The 20356-nt window shown below is 54.0% G+C and carries 15 protein-coding genes; 6 read left to right on the forward strand and 9 right to left on the reverse strand.

From position 1 onward, the window contains the following. The first annotated feature begins 16 nt into the window (after window positions 1–16). Entirely contained in the window at window positions 17–676 is a 660-nt protein-coding gene (locus Q31a_RS21585) for a sigma-70 family RNA polymerase sigma factor (protein WP_197355482.1), read from the forward strand. 85 nt (window positions 677–761) lie between these two features. Next, entirely contained in the window at window positions 762–5939 is a 5178-nt protein-coding gene (locus Q31a_RS21590) for a protein kinase domain-containing protein (protein ID WP_145082470.1), read from the forward strand. A gap of 1226 nt (window positions 5940–7165) precedes the next feature. Here Q31a_RS21590 and Q31a_RS30400 read toward each other — a convergent pair. The 5 genes from Q31a_RS30400 to Q31a_RS21615 form a co-directional block, all read right to left on the reverse strand. Then, window positions 7166–7339, reverse strand: a complete 174-nt coding sequence (locus Q31a_RS30400) for a hypothetical protein (RefSeq protein ID WP_197355485.1) — start codon at window positions 7337–7339, stop codon at window positions 7166–7168. A gap of 103 nt (window positions 7340–7442) precedes the next feature. Then, window positions 7443–8063 carry a YdeI/OmpD-associated family protein gene (locus Q31a_RS21600; protein WP_145082474.1) on the reverse strand — a complete coding sequence of 207 codons (621 nt, stop codon included), beginning with the start codon at window positions 8061–8063 and terminating at the stop codon, window positions 7443–7445. Between the two features lie 4 nt (window positions 8064–8067). Further along, window positions 8068–8433, reverse strand: a complete 366-nt coding sequence (locus Q31a_RS21605) for a DoxX family protein (protein ID WP_145082476.1) — start codon at window positions 8431–8433, stop codon at window positions 8068–8070. Next, complete coding sequence (locus Q31a_RS21610; protein ID WP_145082479.1) at window positions 8430–8870, reverse strand: SRPBCC family protein; 441 nt, start codon at window positions 8868–8870, stop codon at window positions 8430–8432. Before Q31a_RS21610 ends, Q31a_RS21605 begins: the two co-directional genes overlap by 4 nt. Next, complete coding sequence (locus Q31a_RS21615; RefSeq protein WP_145082481.1) at window positions 8867–9193, reverse strand: ArsR/SmtB family transcription factor; 327 nt, start codon at window positions 9191–9193, stop codon at window positions 8867–8869. The genes Q31a_RS21610 and Q31a_RS21615 overlap by 4 nt, the downstream gene beginning before the upstream one ends. 163 nt (window positions 9194–9356) lie before the next feature. Here Q31a_RS21615 and Q31a_RS30405 point away from each other — a divergent pair, with 163 nt between their 5' ends. The 4 genes from Q31a_RS30405 (at window position 9357) to Q31a_RS30410 (ending at window position 11106) form a co-directional block, all read left to right on the forward strand. Further along, entirely contained in the window at window positions 9357–9563 is a 207-nt protein-coding gene (locus tag Q31a_RS30405; protein WP_315851669.1) for a DUF6596 domain-containing protein, read from the forward strand. Window positions 9564–9729: 166 nt separating this feature from the next. Beyond that, window positions 9730–10005, forward strand: coding sequence for a hypothetical protein (locus tag Q31a_RS21620; RefSeq protein ID WP_145082483.1), 276 nt, complete (start codon window positions 9730–9732; stop codon window positions 10003–10005). A gap of 319 nt (window positions 10006–10324) precedes the next feature. Continuing rightward, window positions 10325–10756: a DUF899 family protein gene (locus Q31a_RS21625; RefSeq protein WP_145082485.1), complete on the forward strand. Its 432-nt coding sequence runs from the start codon at window positions 10325–10327 to the stop codon at window positions 10754–10756. Window positions 10757–10956: 200 nt separating this feature from the next. Next, window positions 10957–11106, forward strand: coding sequence for a hypothetical protein (locus Q31a_RS30410; protein ID WP_197355489.1), 150 nt, complete (start codon window positions 10957–10959; stop codon window positions 11104–11106). 19 nt (window positions 11107–11125) lie between these two features. Here the strand turns inward: Q31a_RS30410 and Q31a_RS30945 are convergent, their stop codons facing one another. The 4 genes from Q31a_RS30945 to Q31a_RS21645 all read right to left on the reverse strand — a co-directional run bounded on the left by Q31a_RS30945 (window position 11126) and on the right by Q31a_RS21645 (window position 19356). Continuing rightward, window positions 11126–13129: a DUF6250 domain-containing protein gene (locus Q31a_RS30945; protein WP_231690877.1), complete on the reverse strand. Its 2004-nt coding sequence runs from the start codon at window positions 13127–13129 to the stop codon at window positions 11126–11128. Between the two features lie 118 nt (window positions 13130–13247). After that, window positions 13248–14438, reverse strand: coding sequence for an alpha/beta hydrolase family protein (locus tag Q31a_RS21635; RefSeq protein ID WP_145082487.1), 1191 nt, complete (start codon window positions 14436–14438; stop codon window positions 13248–13250). Window positions 14439–14505: 67 nt separating this feature from the next. Further along, on the reverse strand, window positions 14506–17895 hold the full coding sequence (locus tag Q31a_RS21640; RefSeq protein WP_231690878.1) for a putative glycoside hydrolase: 3390 nt from the start codon (window positions 17893–17895) through the stop codon (window positions 14506–14508). A 192-nt stretch (window positions 17896–18087) separates the two neighbouring features. After that, complete coding sequence (locus tag Q31a_RS21645; RefSeq protein ID WP_231690879.1) at window positions 18088–19356, reverse strand: putative glycoside hydrolase; 1269 nt, start codon at window positions 19354–19356, stop codon at window positions 18088–18090. Window positions 19357–20356 lie beyond the last annotated feature (1000 nt).

The following is a 20356-nucleotide window of genomic DNA, read 5'->3' on the forward strand; positions in this document are numbered from 1 at the left end:
TAGGTATAGTGTTACCATGTCATCACCCATCCTTCTTAGTCCCCGTCCCGATCCACTCGACGACTCGCTGGTTCAGCGCGCCAAGCTGGGAGACCAATTGGCGTTAGCCGAGCTATTCGGACGTTATCGTCCTAGATTGCGCAACATGGTCGCTTTTCGCATGGACCGGCATCTACAGGGCCGAATCGATCCGTCGGACGTTTTGCAAGACGCTTTCATCGTTTTGGCGGACCGTCTGCATGAGTATGTCCCAGAGAAGAAGATGACCTTCTTTGTTTGGGTCCGCCTAGTAACCATGGAGCGCTTGCTACGTTTGCATCGTGATCATATTCAAACGCAAAAGCGTGACGCACGTCGTGAACTTTCCATCGAGCAACAGCTTGGAACCGACGCCACGAGTATGTCGATTGCAGCGGGCCTATTGGCTAGCGCGACTTCAGCCTGCAACAGGATGGCACGCAAGGAACAGCGCGTGGCGCTGCTGTCGCTGTTAGCTAAAATGGACGAACTCGATCGAGAAATCATTGCGCTCCGTATTTTCGAAGCCCTAACCAATGGCGAGGCAGCCGAAATCCTTGGTCTTACCAAGCAAACAGCTAGCAAACGTTTTATCCGCGCCATCTCCCGCCTCCGCGAAGAAATGGTGCAAATCCCAGGATTTGCCGAATTGTTTTAGCTTTGCATAGTTACGCTACCGACCGACAGCCTTCGAATCAGACACCATGCTCGCTTAGCTCCGATGCACAATTCGATATGCAACGATGATTGAACCTAGCCAAGATCCCGAGAGCCAGGACAGCCAGATCGACAGTTTGGCTGACGAGTACTTGGGCCTATTGCGAGCCGGAACAGCGCCACCAATTGCAGATTTCGCTGGGCAACATCCAGAAGTCGCTCTCGCTCTTCGCGCTGTACTGGAAACGCTTGTCGCGTTGCATCAAATAGTCCCTCAAGAATCGGGATCCACATCGAGTATTTATGGTGAGAATCACCAGGCTACGTTCCCAAAGTTTGACGACTATCGACTGTTGAGCGTCGCGGGGCAGGGGGGGATGGGAGTCGTGTATGAGGCGATTCAAGTGTCACTCGACCGTCGCGTGGCATTGAAAGTCCTGCCTCATTATCTGTCTCGCGATCTTCTGGCTGTAGAGCGTTTTCGCGTGGAGGCCTGTGCAGCGGCCAAATTGCATCACACCAACATCGTACCGGTCTTCGAAGTTGGCGAGCAGGGCAAGCAGAGTTTTTATGCGATGCAGTTTATCGATGGTGAGTCGTTGGACAAAGTCATCCGAAAACTGCGCAATTTCCGACAGTATTCCGCCGCAGGCAGTCCAGTCATCAAGCATGTCCGTGGAATGCCGCAAACTTCGGTAGACGCCATGCGCTGTCAAACCGGTCTCCACTCACAAGAACCAGCGTCCATTGTTGAACATACGACTCTGGCGCCTCCCAATGAGCCAGCCCCTGTTACAGATGAAGCAGACAGCGGCGACACCCGCCCCATGCATACTGCGGGTCTACTTGATTCAGCAACACAACTTCTCGACCCAAGCTCAACTTTCGCATCAGCTAGCGATGCTAAACCTTTTTACCGAAATGTCGCTCGGCTTGGTCGGCAGGTAGCTCTAGCTCTCCAACATGCACACGTTCATGCCGTTCTTCATCGCGACATCAAACCAGCCAATCTAATGCTGGATCTGACCGGCAATATTTGGGTTACCGATTTTGGGCTGGCGAAAACTGAAACCGACGAACTGACGCGCGACGGCGATGTGGTGGGAACTTTACGCTACATGGCACCGGAGCGGTTTAGCGGAACTTATGATGCGCGCAGTGACATCTACTCGCTGGGAGTCACCTTGTACGAGCTAATCGGCTTGCAACCCGCATTCAACTCACGGGATCGACTGAGCCTAATTGAAACGATTAAGAATGGTGACACGCTGCCACTACGATCGCTGAATCGACGCATCCCCTATGATCTGCAGACAATTGTCGGCAAGGCCATGGAATCGCAACCAGCGCGGCGTTATCAGTCGGCGCAGACCATGGCTGACGATTTGCAGCGTTTCCTCGATGGCCAGCCGATCCAAGCCCGGCGGGTTTCCAATCTGGAACGGCTGTGGCTGTGGTCCCACAAGAATGCGGCCTTGGCCGCTTCTCTGGCGATTGTCATGTGCTTGCTACTGTTTGGCGCAATTGGCTCAACACTGGCGGCCATTGCACAATCACACCTCGCTTTAGAAATGTCGCTTCTAGCGACGGCCAAGGAAGCTCAGTCCATCGAAGCTTTGAAGCAACGAGATATAGCCTTTCACAATGCTTACTTCGCCGACATTCGCCAAGCCCAGCAGGACTGGGAAAATGGTCATACACGGCGAATGCTAATGACGCTTCAACGCTATGTTCCGACCGGTGACCATCAAGATATCCGTGGCTGGGAATGGTTTTACTTGCTCTCGCTTGCACATCAAGATGAGGCCACCATTTCGGATTTCGAAGGGACCGCCCCACAGATCCAGTGGTCTCGCGATGGAGAGCGCATCTTCAGTTGCGGGACGGACGGGACAATCTGCGTACGAAACGGGCAAGGCAAACTGTTGGTGTCGATAGCGATTCCGAAGGTCCGCCAATTTGCACTGAATTACAACGATAAGCAGTTGGCAACAGTCAGTGACGACGAAGTCGTGCGAATCTGGGATACCCACTCGGGCGAGCTCGTGCAGACGATTCGCCTACCTCAGCGACAACTGGTCAGCGTGGGCTGGGGAAAAATCCCAAACCTGATTGTGGTCGCTGCCCGACCGACGGTGGATGTTCCAGGCGGCGAAGTGATTCTGATCGATCGGATTACTGAACTCGTACTCCAACGACACGACAGTGCAGCGGGGATTGCCAATTGGCTGCATGTACATCCGCAGGGAGATGGATTGGCCGTCGGTGGACCCGGTATTGGAATCACAATTGGGTTTATAACGCAAAAAGATGTAATTGAAATAGGTGCTTCGCTATTCGGGCATGTCAATCGGGTGACCTGTTCGGCATGGCATCCAGATGGGCGGTGGATCGCAGTTGGGGTAGAAACACGCGGGGTTTGCGTTTTCGAAATTGACCGAAACACGCCGCAGCCCAAACTGCTCTTCCAAACCGACGATTCAGCCACAGCCGACGCGGTAGCCTTCTCCATCGATGGCAAACAGTTGTTCGTCGGAAACCGCTCGCAACGCATCGACGTGTACGACCTGGACTCACAACAGAGAACGGCATCTTTCAAAGGACATCTCGGGTCGATACTATCGATCGCTCCGCATCCATCAGGAACTTTGCTTGCCTCCAGTTCGGCGGATGGCACCATCAAAGTGTGGCGCACGGATGCTGTTGTTGACGCCGCTGAGCCTGTCAGCGTGCCGCAAGATTGCCACGGCGACAGCCCCGACGGCAGTTGGAAATGGCAACAGCTTGGAAACCAAGTGCTGATCACCGATGCGGCATCAGGAGATGAACTCACCCGGCTCTCTCCGTTTAATGGATTAAATCAAGATACGTGTGCACCGGCTCGAGTCAAATTGTTCCCCGAGGTAAATCGCGCCCTATTCTGGCCGACACCCCATGAAGTGGGAGGACCGCGAAGAATCTGGGTTTGTGATACCGTCAATTGGAAAAACACATTAGACCTTGGCAATGTTCGGTTCCAAGCTCCTTGGGCCGATTTGAGAGGTGATTTTGCCATCATGGCTCAGAATGGAGTCGCAAAGCTTTTCGATGGTCGCACCGGAGGCCTCCATTCCGTGTTGGTCTCATCCGGTAGTCCACCGGGGTTAAATGATCGAATTGAAGACTTCGACGGTGGTATGGTTGTCATGTTGAGTCCCAGCGGCGCTCGATTTGTGACCTGCGCGGGTGCTGAAGTGAAGATTTGGGATTCTGAAACGCGAGTTGAGCTAGCCACTCTAATTGGGCATCGCCCCGGCAATTTCGTGTCGCGCCTGGGGTGGAGCAACCTCGGAAATTTCTTCGCCACCGGAGCCACGGATCAGACAATCGTCCTATGGGACGCACAGCAACTTCGGCAAATGCAAACCTTGCGAGGACTGCAAGATACGCCCGACACCGACCTGTTTGGGTTTAATCATGATGACTCGCGCTTTATCGCAGCCGACTCGCAAAACCTAAAACTGTGGGATGTGGCAAGCGGACGCGAAGTGCTATCAATGGAGCGCGGCCCACAGACACCATCCGTATTTAGGAAATTTGTAGAGAGTGACTCTGCAGTAAAGCTTGGCTTGTCTGATGCCGCCCTGCGTTTTGAGCAACTAGCCAGGGGTGAATCGCTGCGCAATGATCGTGACCTCATCGACCACTTCCGTCACGACACCCTACTGGGACTCGCCCGCTATCTCGTATTCAGTTCTCCAAGCGATAGTCCGCCTAGTAATCCGCCAGAAAGAGCGATAGCTTTAACCAATCAAGCGTTGAAACTGAAACCAACCGACGCCGAGTCTCTATTCCTACATGCACTGGCGCTCTACCGAGCTGCCGATTTCACGGAGTCCCTGCGAGTGCTCAAGTTGGCGTCAGACTCCGGCTTGGCGGACGATTACGCACTGAAAATCCTGCGGTCATTATGCCTGAAGAATGCTGATTCAGCCGACGATGCGTCTGCCGCAGCTTCAGAGGCTTTCGAGGCGCTGAACTTGGCTGATGAAATTGACTTAGAGCATTGTAACCTTGTCTCTGAGTTTGCCCATGCTTTCATACCAAGCGAGCAGGCGCATGACGAACAATTGCGCATAGTTGTCAATACTTTGCAAGATGGACTCGACGAAGACGCATCCACCACCTCCTTGCGCGAAGCCTTGTTGCTGGCCCCAAAGCATGCAAGAATCGAATTCAACGTGAGTGGTACAATCAAGCTGAAGTTCGGACCTCTTGAAATCCAAAGATCGCTGCAGATTATTGGCTCTGGATGCGAAAAAATTGCAATCAGTGGGTGCCATAAGACTCGGTTGCTAATCGTCGACGATGGAGACCCAACTCTTTTGTCGGACGTCGCATTGTCAGGCATTCGCTTTACGGCAGGACACTCGCAGGCCAAGAGTGACTCCAGGATACTGGAATTTCACGATGGCCCGCGAGGGTCTATTTACTCGCATGAGTCGCTTTCGATCTCGGATTGCCAACTAGATGCAAATCACGTGTCCAGCGGCTGGGGAGGTGCAATTTACACCGATGAAGACTCAGTATTGAAAGTCATCCGCACGTCGTTCACAAACAATTCGGCAATGTCCGGTGGCGCCCTGTGTACGGCCCCTAACAGCAGTGTATCGATCGACTCATGCACTTTTGCACACAACCTGCAAACGGCGCGCTTGTCAGGCGTTGGAAGCGCGATTGAGAATGGTGGGATGCTCAGAATTTTCAACTCTACCTTTTCCCAGAATGGCGCTTTTCGCGGAGGCGCAGTCGACACCCCCACCCAGGGCAACCAAGTTGAAATTCGACATTGCACGTTTACGCAGAACAGAGGCGGAGCGATCAGTACCCATACCGATCCAGTTGCTCACCAACAGTTCCGAGCGGTTATTGCAAACTGTATTTTGTGGGGTAATACCAATGAAAAAGGGGAACCATTAGATATTCTGGCGACTGATGGAGTTCAGGCCGACATCTCTCAGTCCATCGTCGGAGTCGTCCAGGGGGACACCATTGACGCGGTAGCCAACCTCACCGATGTCGACCCCAGACTGGCTGCTCTGGCCGACAATGGCGGGCCCACCAAAACCCATGCCCTTCTCGAAGGCAGCCCCGCCATCGATGCTGGCAGCATAACCGAGCTGAAATTCGACCAACGCGGCCCCCCCTACGCTCGCACCTTGCACTCCATCCCTGATATTGGCGCCTTCGAATTTGGCAACGATGCAATGGCTCGGGACAGATAGTTTGCAGCTAAGGACTCGCAAGAAAATATAGCTCCGCATTGGAATTTATCTGTGCTTGGATTTCTCCCAGCTTGGCAGGATGCCAGATGCAAATGTTGTTGAATAGATTCGTGAAAAGTATACCGCATTGATCGGCGACCTCGATGAGCAAGGAAGCAGAAGATAGGCGGCAACCGAAGCTCGTTCCTTGATGCGAGGAGGGATCGCAGCTGTCGCCGAGGCGATAGGAATGTCGGATCGTACGATTCGCAACGCAATCGCCGAGTTGTCTGACAATCCGCCACTCGCTTCTGATCGCCAAAGGCGTCTAGGTGGAGCTCGCGTCAGTCGCGTGAAGAAACAACCAGAGCTCCTTGAATCACTTCTTTCCCTTGTTGAGAATGGCACTCGTGGCGATCCCATGTCGCCGCTTCGCTGGACCTGTAAGAGCACTCGCTCCCCGCTGAACTTAATCGCAAAGGTCACGCAATCAGCAGCACAAAAGTCGGTGAGTTGCTTTCGCTCGAAGATTCCCACTTTTCGAAACGCCACTCAAGCACCTTGCTGCACATTCGTCAGGCCATGCCGGAACGCCTGGTAGTCGAAGTTGATTGATCTCCGCCAGAATGTCGACGATCTGCTCCTGAGACAATGACACCGACGCAGGCTTAGCGGCGTCGGACGTGATTAGTGGTGCGAGCAGTTTCAGCAGGTCCGCTTGCCTGGCTTGCCCTGAGCGTTCGTCGTCCGACCTCCGGCGCCAAAATCAACTTGCATCTCCGCTCCGGGATCAATTTCCATCCTGCGAAACGGTAGCGGAGTCGTCTGGCCAAGTTGAATAACGTAGCGATAGACTGACCAGTACTTGCCCGCGTACCACCGCCGCCTGTGAGAAGTTCCGGCATCTTCCTAGCCGACGCACCAACCGCTCGCTCACAATGCTCGTCAGTCACCTGAAGGTCGTGCGTCTCCGCAATGCGGCTCGAACGTACCGTCCATGCGCTAATGAGTAAGCGCACACCATAGCCAGTCGGCCTGCGTGGTTGTTTGGTTGTCGAGTTCGCTGTAGGGCACGGCTGGTTGCTTGTGACCGTTTGGTGGACTCTGCAACTGAGGAACGATAGTTATGGCGCGAAGTCGAGGGTCAAAGAAGTTTGCTGTGTGGCGGAAGCGGTTGGCGAAGTTTGGCAGGTACGGTTTGGCAGGAACGGCCTTCTGCAAACGGGAGGGCATTGCTCAACGCTATTCTAATACTGGTCGCGTTGAATTCGGAACAGGCGACTCATGCAGAACTCGAAGGCCCCGGCATCCATGGGCGGCAAGCGTTGCCTATCGAGAGCACCATCGAAGTCTTCATTGGCGCAGACGTCAAGGTGCGTCTGCCAGGAACGGACCGAGAGCTGATCAAGTTCGTTTGGCATGGCCTACAATTCGAAGCCATCACGAACGGTCGGCCTTCAGCGTTCGAGCGAATCGATTTCGGTAAGGACTGGGCGGCGGAGCGATGCTGCATAGCACCACCGTTCAGCGCTCCGTTGCACCTTTTCCGGCAAAAATCTTATCACGAAATTTGGCAATTCGAGACCTTCGCGTTTCTGCCTTTTTTGCTGAATTGAGATTGATCACGTAACTTTTCTGCCTGCCGGGCGTCAGGATACGAAACGCTTCTGCAAGCGCCGGGTCAGCTTCAAGTGCCTCGACAAGCTCAGCCGGTAGCTCCAGTGTTCTTTTTTCTTTCGGTGGCTTGATGCCAGCCTCCGCATACCCTTTCGCCTCGTCCAAATAGGAATGGATTGTCGGCCTCATCAACTGCACTTGAGCATTGTTCGTAAACCGAATCATGTCAGGGTGCCGGGTATTGGGGCCTTGCTTTTCCAGGACTTGCTCCAAGTCCTTCATTAATGCGGCGTTAAAAAAACTTATGCGGAAGTCGCTGCGCAAGGCTCCGAGAATCACGATATTGCGACCAGAATGCATGTAGCACGGATGTGCCCATTTAACAGCCTCAACCAGCCCGGATTCAAGACAAATCCGCCGAAGCTCATTGAGACCTTGGCTCCACTGTCGCGTCGAACAATCCGAGGTGGCGAATCGCTTGCAGCGTCCACACCCTTTCTCAAAGTACGTCTCGATGTCAGTAATCATTGCTTCACCCCACCAATACTAAACGACCATAGGCGATGAATCCGCAAACCACGGCGACCATGATCCAGTAGATCATTGGACCGAATGTCGAGTCACCGGAGAAGTAATGAAGGACAATGAATATCAGCATTTCTGCAGCGATGCAAATCGCCGCAGCCGGAGCCAAGAAATCCAAAGGCATGTAGAACAGCGGGACGACCAAAGCAATACTCCCAAGGATTTCGAAGCCTCCCATCGCTTGCCACAATCCGTTCGGAATTGCCTTGAGCGAGGGCATCGTCTTTTCAACTGAATTCGAAAACTTCCAAACTGCCCCCATCAGCGTGTGGAGCGCCAAAAGGATTTGAAGGGTCCACAGAAGAATGTTCATCTTGCTTGCCTCTTGTCGACTGCTACTATTTCGGCGAGCTTGCTGAGCATTGCTGACCATCCTTGCCTTGCTCCCCGGAGAGCTTGCTTGCCAAACGGTTTTGCAACATTGAATCCAGAATGCTCGAATAACAATCGCGTGCCGTCCCCTTCCGGTTCAAGTTTGAAGCTGACCTGCGTTCCAACAAGTGCTCCCCCTTCCCACGAAAATACGAGTAGATTCGGTTCATCGCACTTAAGAACTTCACATTGCACGCTCAATCCCCCAAATCCAACCTCGGGTTTGGGTGGCACTTCAAATGTGAATCGATGTCCGACCCGAGGCTTGAAATCATTGGGGTACAACCACTCGCTCAGTGCAGCACTGCTGGCGAGTGATTTCCAAACCGCTTCTGGCGGCTTTGGAAACACCATCTCACGATGGATGGTTTCGCTCACTTTCCGTCTCCTTTCATTACATGCTCTTGGAGTCTCTGAAGATGCTTGTCCCAGAACTGTTCGTAGTGCGCAATCCAATCCCGCACCGGGGCTAGCTGCTCAGGTACTAAACGGTAGCGGCGTTCTCGGCCGTGTCTTTGCTCCGCAACAAGTCCAGCGTTTAAGAGCACGCGCAGATGCTGCGAAACCGCAGGCCGACTCATCTCGAACAGTTCGGCAATCGCGTTCACTGGGCGCTCGGCCTCAATGAGGACGTCCAGCATCTGGCGGCGCGCCGGATGGCTGATGGCGGCAAAAACATCGGTTTCAGTCGTCGTAGTCATGCCTTTAATATACGTAAGAATTCACTTACCGGTCAAGGGCGATCCTACAATTACGAGAGTGAAAACCATCTTTCCCGGATGAGGCTCTATTGCTGGTAGAGGCAATTGTTCTGCACGATTTGGTAACTCGTGGCCTGGGCAATTCATTGCAGCCAAGGCATTCATTTGCCTCGCGTACAACGAAGACTATTCAGCATCAGGAGGTGAAGCGTTGATTCGGGCCGAACTTTCGGGAGAGGTGATTCGCTTGGCACATTTGCTTCTGGAACTGCTTCCCGATTCGGAAGGAATGGGTTTGCTCGCATTGCTACTGCTCCTCAAATCACAACGCTCGGCTCGCATGTCGGATCGGGCGATTGTATTGTATTGAAGGATCAGGACCGTTCGCGTTGTGACAGTGAACTAGTCGACGAAGGCAAGCAGCTTGCCGAGCAGTCGCTCGCATCGCGTCGTTACAATGCCTACAGGATTCAGGCGGTGATCACGGCAGCAGACTCAGAAACTCAACACTTGCCCATACCGATTGTTTCCCAATCATGGCTCTGTACGACATCCTGCTGCGGGCGGACGCATCGCCGATCGCCGAACTGAGCAGTGCGAAGGTGGTTGCGATGCGAGATGGCCCCGAGGCCGGTATGGCGATCGTTGAAAAGATCGTGTCACGCGATGAGCTATGGAACTATCTCGATCGTATCATGCTGCGTCTCACATGTGTCGTCGAAATATGGCCGCTTTTAGAAACGGATGCTTCCGGCGAAGAGTCCGTGCCGGTTCCGGTGCAAGAACCTGAAGCGTTCGGTGAAAAGATTTAGGCGGAGGTAGATCGATGAGCCATTGCTGCGAGTCCGCCAGCAAAGATAAGTCTAAGCCACTGACACACAAAGTGCGAGGGTTCCTAGCATGGCTTCTTCCGAGCGTCGTGCTGGTGATGATGACGAAGTGCCCAGCTTGCCTGGCAGCCTACGTGGCCCTTTGGACCGGACTGGGACCATCGCTTTCGGCGGCAACCAATTTGCGCAGGGCAATGATCCTGCTAGGCGCCCTTTCGTTGCTGTTCTTGTCTGTGAAACCACTGAGTCGTAAGACAGCTAGCTGCAACCGGTTTACCAACTTCAGAAAGGAGCAAAACAAATGCAAAACCCAATAGTCAGTCGAGGCCAATGGAATACGGCGCGTGCAGAATTGCTTGAAAAGGAAAAGAAGCATACACACGCTGGCGACGCGTTAGCCGCGGCGTGGCGACGACTGCCGATGACACCAATGGAGCCGGTAACAGTCGTGGGGCCGAAGGGACCGATTGCGTTGCAGGAAGTGTTCGAGAGCCGGAAAATTCTGCTCGTCTATCACTTCATGTGGAAACTTGGCACGCCGCACCACAAGCAATGTGAAGGATGCACGTTTAGTCAGGTCGCAATGAACGACGCCGTGCGTTCCTATCTCGGCGAGCGCGATGTGACCTACGCCGTCTTCTGCAGCGGGCGCTCGAAGAGCTCATCGCGTAACGAGATTTCATGGGCTGGACCGCGCCGTGGTACTCGACTGCTGACTCTGACGAAGCACTGAAAACTCGCGATGGTGGTGATCTCCGCTGTTATCGGCAGGCCGACGAGCAGGTGTTCCAGACGTACGAAACCAAGTGACGGGGGATTGAAGCCATGCTGCCGTTGTTTGTTAGTTTACCTTTGGCGGCGAACCGCAGGGGACGTTGTGGCTGGAGGACGGACGCCAGGTGCCGCTGTTCATGCCTGTTCTGGAAGATTCATATGAGTCTGATCTTGGGCTGTGAAGTGGAGAAGCAAGGCGTTGCACACGAAACCCCGGAGCCGAGCGGTGTGACAGTTGAGAATCGTTCGCCGCAGCACGTTGATCGTCCCTTTCCCACTTTTGAACTGGCAGGGCAAGGTGTGATCTAATTAAACGGACTGCTATTAGTCACTGTGCTGTTTCAGTACCGTCTTCCGGCTCTAAGGCATACACCTGGAAATTCGTATAGATGTGGTGCGTACCTACCATGCGAACCCCGAAATAGCCCTCCCGATAGACCGGAATGCGATCAAGATCGTAGACGGTTGTCCGAGCAGTTAGCTGGCCTTCGCTGTCGCGGCCTTCGACCTGAATCGGGTCGCCCCGAGCGATCTGGTAAATCAGTTTGCCGTCGACGATGTATTGAATCACATCGTCATAGGCTACCAGCTGCACCGTCATGACCTTATCTGGCGTGATCAAGTAGTCCGGTTTTCCGTCCTTATCGTTAAGCGCCAGATGCTCGGCTGGTTTGCCGTCCACTTCACGCGGATACCGCCGCATTCGGGTCGTCAAGTTGGCAGCTCCAGCACCACCACCACCTGTGCTCGCGTAATAGCCGTGAATCTTGTCGTAGGATGAGAATTTGCCCGTGTACCGGTTCGAATCGAAGAGGCTCTCATCGGGATCCAATGGATCGCTAGCCATCCAGAAGTTATTGATGTCGCGTGGTTGGAGTCCCTGAATCGCTGGTTCGGGCGTCGGGCAGAGCACGTCATACGTAATCGCCACGCGAGTGGAGAGCTTGTGCTTGAACCACACCGTGCATCCGCGTCCCGGCAAGAGACAGTCAAGCGAGTGATCTCTTGCCACGACTTTGGCTGCCGCAAGTCCCGGTCGCTCCTGGATCTGGACCACCCAGTTGTTTAGGTTTCCAAAATCATCCTGAGCCAGCTGCGCCCCGACCTTGAACAGCCCCGCCCCATGACCGAGCACCGCTGGCTTCTTCCCGCTGCCAGCCGGTTTCACCGTTACTGAATCGGTCGGAACTGAATCGGTCGGAACTGGCAATCCGTGACACAAAAGAGTCCCCCACGACATATGTTGGAGGTGCGCCCCTTCGGGGCGTTCCTTGCTTGCCACTGTCCGGCTGTAGTGCATCTCCAGCCCCATTCGGTCATGGTAATGATGCACGCCCCGTTCGTAGATCGGTCGAAAGCGTCCCCGGCCTTTTCGAGAGATGGTGGGATAAACGTATCTGTCCCCCACACTGCGATAGCTTTGGTAAGGAACGTCTTGACCTAGGTTGTATTTAGCAGTGTATTCAAATCCCAGCGCGAGACGATTGTCGGCAGCGCCGTACAGATCCACGCCTTGCTTCCAGGCCATCTCACAAGCGCAGGCGAGGAAGCCAATTCCCATCTGAACGTGCGACTGATCTCGACCACTCTCCTGGCATTCTCCGAACTCGTTGAAATATTTTCTGATGCTGCCGTTTCCTGCGCCATGCAAGTAATAATTTACCGCGCGGTCAAACATCGCACGATCATCAAGAAACACTCCCATCGCGATCATGGTCTGGATCATCGAGGCATCCCAATTGCCGTTGGCGGTGGGGTAGAAGTCCTCAATCACTGGATAAAAGACTTGCCGAAGCATTTGCTCAAATCGCTGCTGTTCCTCGTCCCGCCATTCAGTGCTGGTGTGTCGGATGAGCTCTGCCGCATTGCAGAACGCTACTCCGTCCATGCCTACCAACAGCCGCGCATCGTGACCGGAAACGGACTGGAGCGTGGTGGCCCACGCGTTAAGAATCTCGATTGCTTTTGTCGCGTGCGCCTTTTTCTGCGTAAGACTCCACTGCAAAGCATGGGCATAAGCCGCCGCCGCGTCGTTGGACATATCTGAACTGCCAATGTTCGGATTGTTCTTGACTCCGCGTACAACATTGGCGAACGGCTTAGGGGTGTAAGCGAGTGAACTTCCTGCGTCTGCTTGCAATTGCTCCCAGGCGGACTGCCACGGCTGCTGGCCGGTGTTGATCTTCTGTTGAATGAACTCCAGCTCGGCGCGACTGTGAAGCAGGCCTGGATGAACGAACGGCTTCGCCGCCCCTGGAGCTCTAGGGCTCTCGTCGGCCAACGTCGAAGCCGCCAGTCCAAACGCGAGAAGAACGAGAAGGAAGGACTTCATGTGAATGCTCCAATGATCGTTCCAGGAGAACCAATAGTGCCCAGTTCCAATTCATCGCCTGACCACGGCCGGGCGTGAAATCCATGTCCCCGAGTCCCCAGCGATTCGGTGATCGCATCTATTGAATCTCAATGAATTCAGAGCTGACCATCAGGTCACGCTCATCGGTGAGGTTAAAGAACACGACAGACGCACCGACGGGAACCGTCGCGCTCAATAATGAGTCAACCATCATCGCCGGCGCAGTTTCCCATTTTCGCTGGGGCCACAGGCCTGTATCTCTTGTATACAAAAGCTCCGCTTGCGTGACTTTCGAGGCGGAGGAGAAAATTACCTTGACCTGGTCCCCTACGATTTGCGCTTGTGCCAGCGTTGCCAACGGCAAGCCGTCGTTCACAATGCTGTCGGCAAATGCATAAATCTCCGGCGGTCGCCAGCCCGCCCCATGTCCATGCTTCATTCTCAACTCAAAGCGCAACGTCGCCGGGCCCGATATGGTCTGCGCCGATCGCTGAGTCGACGGCATGGGGAAGTGCGTATCATTGGTGCCGTTCACCCAGAGCGTTGGAGTGGTGACATTGGCAAAATAGGCCGAACCATCGTAGTACTTGTTCACAAAATCGCTGTAGGGCCCAGGCTTAATTGCCAGTCCCTGATTTCCATCGGAATCGGGCAGGAAGCCGCAGCCATAGACGGGAATGGCAAATTTGAACCGAGAGTCCAGTCCCATGATGGTACTGGTCAGCGTTCCACCCCAACTGATGCCCGTGATGCCAATCTTGTCGGCATTCACTTCCGGGAATGATCGAATTAGCGAGTGAGCCTGGATGGCTTGTGCCACCGCATGAAAATACCACTGCTCTTCGAGGGGATCTTGATAGTTTGCAAAAATTCCTAAACGACTGAGACCGGGGTGCTCCATGCGGCTGCCAGCTTCCTTCGGATAATGACCTTCCAAATCCATACTGATCGCTGCGAACCCGTGGTCATTCCACTTCTTAACCCAGGTATCAAACGCAGTCCCCCCGCCGCCGTGCACACACACCACAGCTGGCCAGCCGCCATCGGGAGCCGTTCCCTCGGGAGCGTTGTAGTAGGCAAAGACCTGTACCCGCTTACCACGCACCGGAATCGCATCGTACAGCAGACCGGTCATTCCGGGCCTCGCCGCCGCCTCGGTCTTTTCCCACACGGGGGTCTGAAATAAATGTGCGGTATCCCATGGGCCATCGCTGGCCAGGCAGCTGGCTGCTGTATAGCTGTTGCCAAGAATGACAAGCACAAACAGCGCCGTTACCTTGATTCTCATGTTGGATTCTCCTCCCCTAGGACGGTCATCATGATATCGATTTTTCCAAAATGAAATCCGACGCGGTCTACTTCCAAGTTATCTTCGCTGCTTGCTTCTCAATATCCAGAAACACGCTTGCTGATTCAAAGTCTCGGGTGTAGGTAGTTCCATTTTGAATGGCAGGTCCCAAGGGTGGCCCCAGGGGCTTGTCATATTCAGGAAACCGTGTGAGCCAGACGGAACTGCGATTGTAGTTCACATCGTATCCGTCGTGGGGAAGAAAATAGCTGTACTTCTCGGCGCAGATCAGGAACAGTGCCAAGCAATACTCCAGGCGAGGCTGAATGTTCGCGCCCCGCGCCAGCTTCTTCCGGCTGTCATCGATCTTGAGCCCAGTGAGCGCCGCTTTCCCCAGTCCAATTGACATGCAGATAATTTTACCCTGGCGTGCCGCTTTCTGAACCGCAGCGATGCCGTTGGCCAAATACTCAACGCGGGTTAAACCATTGGCTGGACTTTCAATTCCCTCAAGGTAGGATCCGTCAAAATACGGCATATAACTCAAACCGGAATCCGTCAGTCTTGCGCGGATAATATTTGCCACCAACATTTTGTTCTCTGGAATCCGGTCCCTGAGCTCTTTCATCATAGCCGTGTAGCCTTCAGCCACTGCTTGCTTCCGTTCGGAGCCGATTTCCTGATCAAGAAAGGCTGGCTCCAGAGCTTTGATATTGCCATCCAGGAAAATCCCGTCGATCTCGTCGTACCCCACCATCTCCACGCAATGATCGACCCACCATTTGCGCAGCTCGGGATTCGACAGATCGTAGACTTTCCTCACACCCCGATGCAGCTTCCTATTCCCGTCGCTGTCCTGAAGGAACGCCCCAGGGATATCCTTCAGCCCGCTATTCACCTTGTAGGTAGAATAGTTGCACATGACATTTCTGTAGTAAAGAACGCAGGCATCTCGATTGACTGCTTTGATAGCCTTGGCTGCCGCGCGGGATCCATCTTCAGTGGAACCATAAGTACTGCTGCCGGTCGTTTTCTCGAGAGTGATCAGCGGGAATCCTGCCAGGTATTCCAACTCCTCCTGTGTAAAGTCAGTAGCCTTTCGCATGTGCATATACAGAGGAACATGATCCCAGCTGAAGGCCGGGTAATGCGTGGCCGAACCGTCTAACTTCTTGCGCCCCATTTGGGATACATCCAGCGGTTCAATACCTAGCTGCAGAGCGGGGCTACCGGGCTGGAAACTGAAATCGCCAGCAGCCGGATCGGTGAACAGAGGATCGCCCAAAAGACTGGCCTTCTCTTTGCCGATCGCACGCATCTTGCTCAAACGTTCATCCATCCAGGCCGGGTCGGTCGGATGAAAATAGAGATTCGAATCCATGTCGGTTTGCTCGAGCTTGGGACCTTCCCCCCCATCTCTCGTTCCGCCTCTGGGTCTGGCGGCATAGGCATTGCCACCTTCCGGATGCGAAATAATTATGTTGCGATGAACCTTAGAGCCCGTCACCGGGACCCATTCGAAGCTGAGATAGCCCCACCGCGGCACAGCCACTGGATCGACAATGAAATTGTTGATGATATCATTAACACCTTTGGAGGCGATGCTGGCAGAAAATCCATGATTCTTGTACAGGACATTTCCATAGATCAGCGTGTCATGCTGATCATCATCACATCGGATCGCTGCTGGTAGTGAATGAGCTTGATTATCGTGCAGGTAATTGTAGCGCACAATATTGCCGGTACCTGCTCCGGAGACATAGATACCATTCCCGTCGGACAGCAATTGCACCGAATGGCTAATCTCGTTGTATTCCACCAAGTTGTGCCGCGAGTGAATATATTTCTCACGATTCCGCCAATCCTCATAACCATTTCGGGCTTGATTCTCTTTAGGCGTAATCTCATGGCGGCGCACTGTCCTGGCGCCTTCCCCGTCTAAGTTGGCCCCCCCTCCGTCCCTGCTGGGGTTGACCCTGGTCGTGATGAGCACTGCGGCGTATCCACTGTGGTGCAGCTCGTTGTGAGAAATCCGATTATGCCCACTTTGCCAAGCCCAGAATCCTGGAGAATGCCAAGTGATTTCACTGAAATGATGAATGTAGTTATTGATAATACTATTGTGATGATTGACGTCTTTGGTACCAGGACCGTAGCCTGCGAGCAGAATCCCGGCCTCGCCCAGATGCGCAAATTCGCAATCCTCCACTCGATTGCGTTGGGCATGAAGATCCATGCGGACTCCGCTGCCTCCAGAATAGAGAAAGCGACACGAGGTAACCCTGCACTCTTCAGCGCCGCGGAAACGGAGCATTGCAGTGGGCCTGTCGAACATATCCCAATCATGCTGCAGCCCCCAGCCCAGGCGATTCTCGTCGTTGGTCCACGCCAAACGGTCCGCATGCGTAAAGGTCAGCCCGGAAAAGGCAATGCCTCGAACCGGAGTATCCTTGGGCCCGTCATAGTCGATGGTTCCTTCGACGCGAATCAGTTCACTCGTTGTGGGCGCTAGAATCCCGTGAGGTGATCCATCCGCAGCCGGATCAGACGGCCACAAATAGATCTTGCGCGTTCGGGTATTCACCACCCATTCTCCGGGTTCATCCAATGCAGTAAGAGTGTTTTCAACCCATACGGTGGCGCCCGAAGGATTGTGAACCCAACCGGGTAAGGGGCTCATGCCATACGTTGCAGAAACGCCCGTTGTCGCAGTCCCAGAGACTTCGTCTACGGACTCGAGTGGCAGCATATTGATTACCCAGGGACGACCTGGTCTTACCTGGATCTCCACATCCTCCAGGTTGTCCCATGCCTTCAAAGCACCTGCAGGAAAGTGCAGCGTTCTCTGGTTGCCCGGCTTCGTGTATGCAAATCCAGCACCTCGGGCGCGGCGCAGACGCCCACGGCCGTCGAACAGACACTGAAATCTCCCGAGACCGGCAGGCATGTCGGCCACCCATACTCTCCCAACCGCTTGGGTGGAAAGTTCAGCTGGTGCGGATTCCAATCGCTTCCAACCGGTCACCGGCATTGCCCCACTCACAATCGGCCTCTCGCCTGGATACGCTGCGAACGTCAGATAATCTGCCTCGGACGTTTCACCAGCGCCGTATTTTTCAAAGGCTATCGATTTCGATGAGATGGGATTTCCGTCCTCCAGCCCCAGTACTAAGACTTGGTTGAGCTGATGGCGTCCCTCGCGGAGGTAAATCACCGCCGGCGCAGTATTACCCGATTTACGCAAGGCTCGTACGGCGTTCACCGCATCCGGAATGGTTCCGTAGGGTTTCGTTGCGCTACCATCGGCCTGCGCATGGCCGCCGACCGACACATAGATGTCCGTTGCCCAACACTCACCTCGTACAACAAAAACAACCAAGACCAGAAACAACCAGCCAAAGAATTGCTTGGATTCAATAAACATATCAGCGGGCTTCACTTCATTTTTTGCGACCATGTTCGTACTCCGGAGTCAATGTACCCAAGTGCATGTGTTGCTTCTACTGTCGAGGGACTATTTACCGCCTCCCTCAGCTTGCCCCCCTCTCGGAAAGGAGCCTTATGCCTGTCCGCACCATAACACTCGCGGCAGATCCCGCTGTCTGATTGTCAATTTTACAGCCGGTTTATGCAGAGATTGTCAGAGGCCCTAATCGCCAGACTCCGCGCGCCACGTGATCCTGGCCTCTCTGTTTTCGGTATCAACCCAAACGCTGGCATGCTCGAATTCCCGCGTGAATACCCAACCGTGACTGTCCTTGCGATGATAGGCACCCTTTGGAGCCCCCAGCGGCTTATGCAACTCGGGATAATCCTGCAGGGAGCCCGACGACAGAGTCCAGCCCCAGCCGTACTGGAAGTAGGAATAGGGTTGGGCGCCGATCAAGTAACAGGCGAGATAGTACTCCAATCGTTCTTTGGCCAAGGCGACCACTGATTTCGATCGCCCGCGTCTTGCCTCCGACTGGTTTTGTCGCGGACTTTCGCTGGGCGCTACGTCGACACCAATTCGAAAGATCGACATTTTCCCCGCCTTCGCAATGCGCAACATGTCTTCCCAGTCTTGCAGCAGGCTCTCTTTACTCAAGAGCTTTTCGTTGTAATGCTCGAACATACTGGCATCAATCACCGGAAATACATGTTTGGCGAGCGCTTGATTGGCGTTGTTACCCAATAAGATTTTGTCGTGGCCCAGCTTCTTTTTCAGCGCGGCCATCATCTCGCCCATCGCCCTTTCCACTTCCTGGCTTCGCTCTTTTCGCAACCACGCAAATCCGTGCATCTGGTCGATAAAGACACCGTCGCTGCCCGATTCGGCGACCCCCTGGGCCACCGTATCAACCCACCAATGACGAAAATCGGGGTTGAGCACATCGAAGGAGAAGGTATTGCGGCGGTGAGCCAGTTGGCCTGTTTCAGGATCGACTAACAAGAATTGTTTCAATTCGGGATGTCGGTCGATTTTTTCGCGAGTAAACGCTTTGTTGTACGAAGTAAAAGGCCAGGCATAGGCCGCATTAAAGTAGAACAGTACTTTGACTTCTGGTTTGATTTTTTTGAAGGCGGCGACCTCATGTTTCGCCCCCAGCTCGGCGGCCCCTAGTGCTCTGGCTCCGTGCGATTTTTCAATACAAAGAAAATCGGTGCGAGACGCGATGGAGTCGACTTCCTCCGGCAGTAGCACTCGTTGCGAATCGCCAAACATGAAGTACTGTGGCGTCACCTCCCAACTAAACTTGGGAAAAAAGTCCTTGGGCTCAAAACGACTGCCGTCGCTCAAGATCCATGGAGATTTATCGTCCTGACTCTGTGCAGCAAGAACCGGTGGCAAGCAACATAACAGAGCTAAAGAACACAACAGACGCGCCGCTTGGGACCATCTCACTAAGCACTGATTCAGTAAATTCTTGTGGTGCAAGATGCTCTCCCCCAACTAGTTGTTTTAGTGGCGCAGTGGACACCCCATCTATTCTACTGCACTGTGATCCGCATTGGTGGCCAGTACCTCTAGCACTCGTGCCTGGGGCTGCTTGCTGTCGGCTGCATCGTTCGGCACGACCAATGAATGCTGCTAAAAACGCATTGGGAATCTTCCGGCTACCGTTCAGGCAGCGAGGAATGTCGTCAAAGTGATGGCGTTATCGTGGGTGTTCGAAGCGTGATTACTGTATCCTGCGTGCCTCAAGACGAACCGTCCGTTGCACTCAAGATTTGATAGTTAATGTTGTTCGCTCCTCGGTCGCAAAGCGATCTCGGTGCGGAGCTTGGATTGTCGGTGCCGTGTTGCCATCAAGCTGATGGCGCACCGGCACCTGGCTGCTTTACTGCTTCAAGATTCGGCGGAGACTGCGAGACTGCGAGACTGCGAGACTGCGAGACTGCGAACCGAAATGAATTCAAGAGTGGTCTTGGTCGAGGGGGTTTAGACAGCGAGGAACAACCAGCATCCTTTGACGCCCCATCGTTCCGTGGTAACCGTTCACTGTTGTCTGCGCGTTCAACTCAAACCTGAAGCAAGGTTGAAGCTGTTAGTGGATAAGGAAGGTCGTGAACGGTTACAGGGATTATACACTTCTCCCTGCTTGAAGCAGCATGTCTGCAGGCAAGAATAACTCTGGCGTGAAAGTCTCCATTTCTTCCAGCTTCAGAGCTAGTTGAGTCTTGCGGCCTGAAAAAAGCCGAAAGGGCCTTGGAGCATGGGAAGTACCCTCCACAAAACCTCTAACGAAAACGGGTTCGTATCTTTCAACTCTTCAAGGGAAGGCCACGGGGACACTGCACTTAGATGGGTGGAGTGCCGCCCCCCCCGCCGAAATGCAGTGCCCCCACCGTTGCGCATTAAGCCAATGCATAATTGTGACACCGACTCCGGCTCGCGGTTGTAGAGGCAGAGAGTTTCGGTTTCCCTAGCAAAGGCC

The organism is Aureliella helgolandensis (assembly GCF_007752135.1).
Lineage (GTDB): Bacteria > Planctomycetota > Planctomycetia > Pirellulales > Pirellulaceae > Aureliella > Aureliella helgolandensis.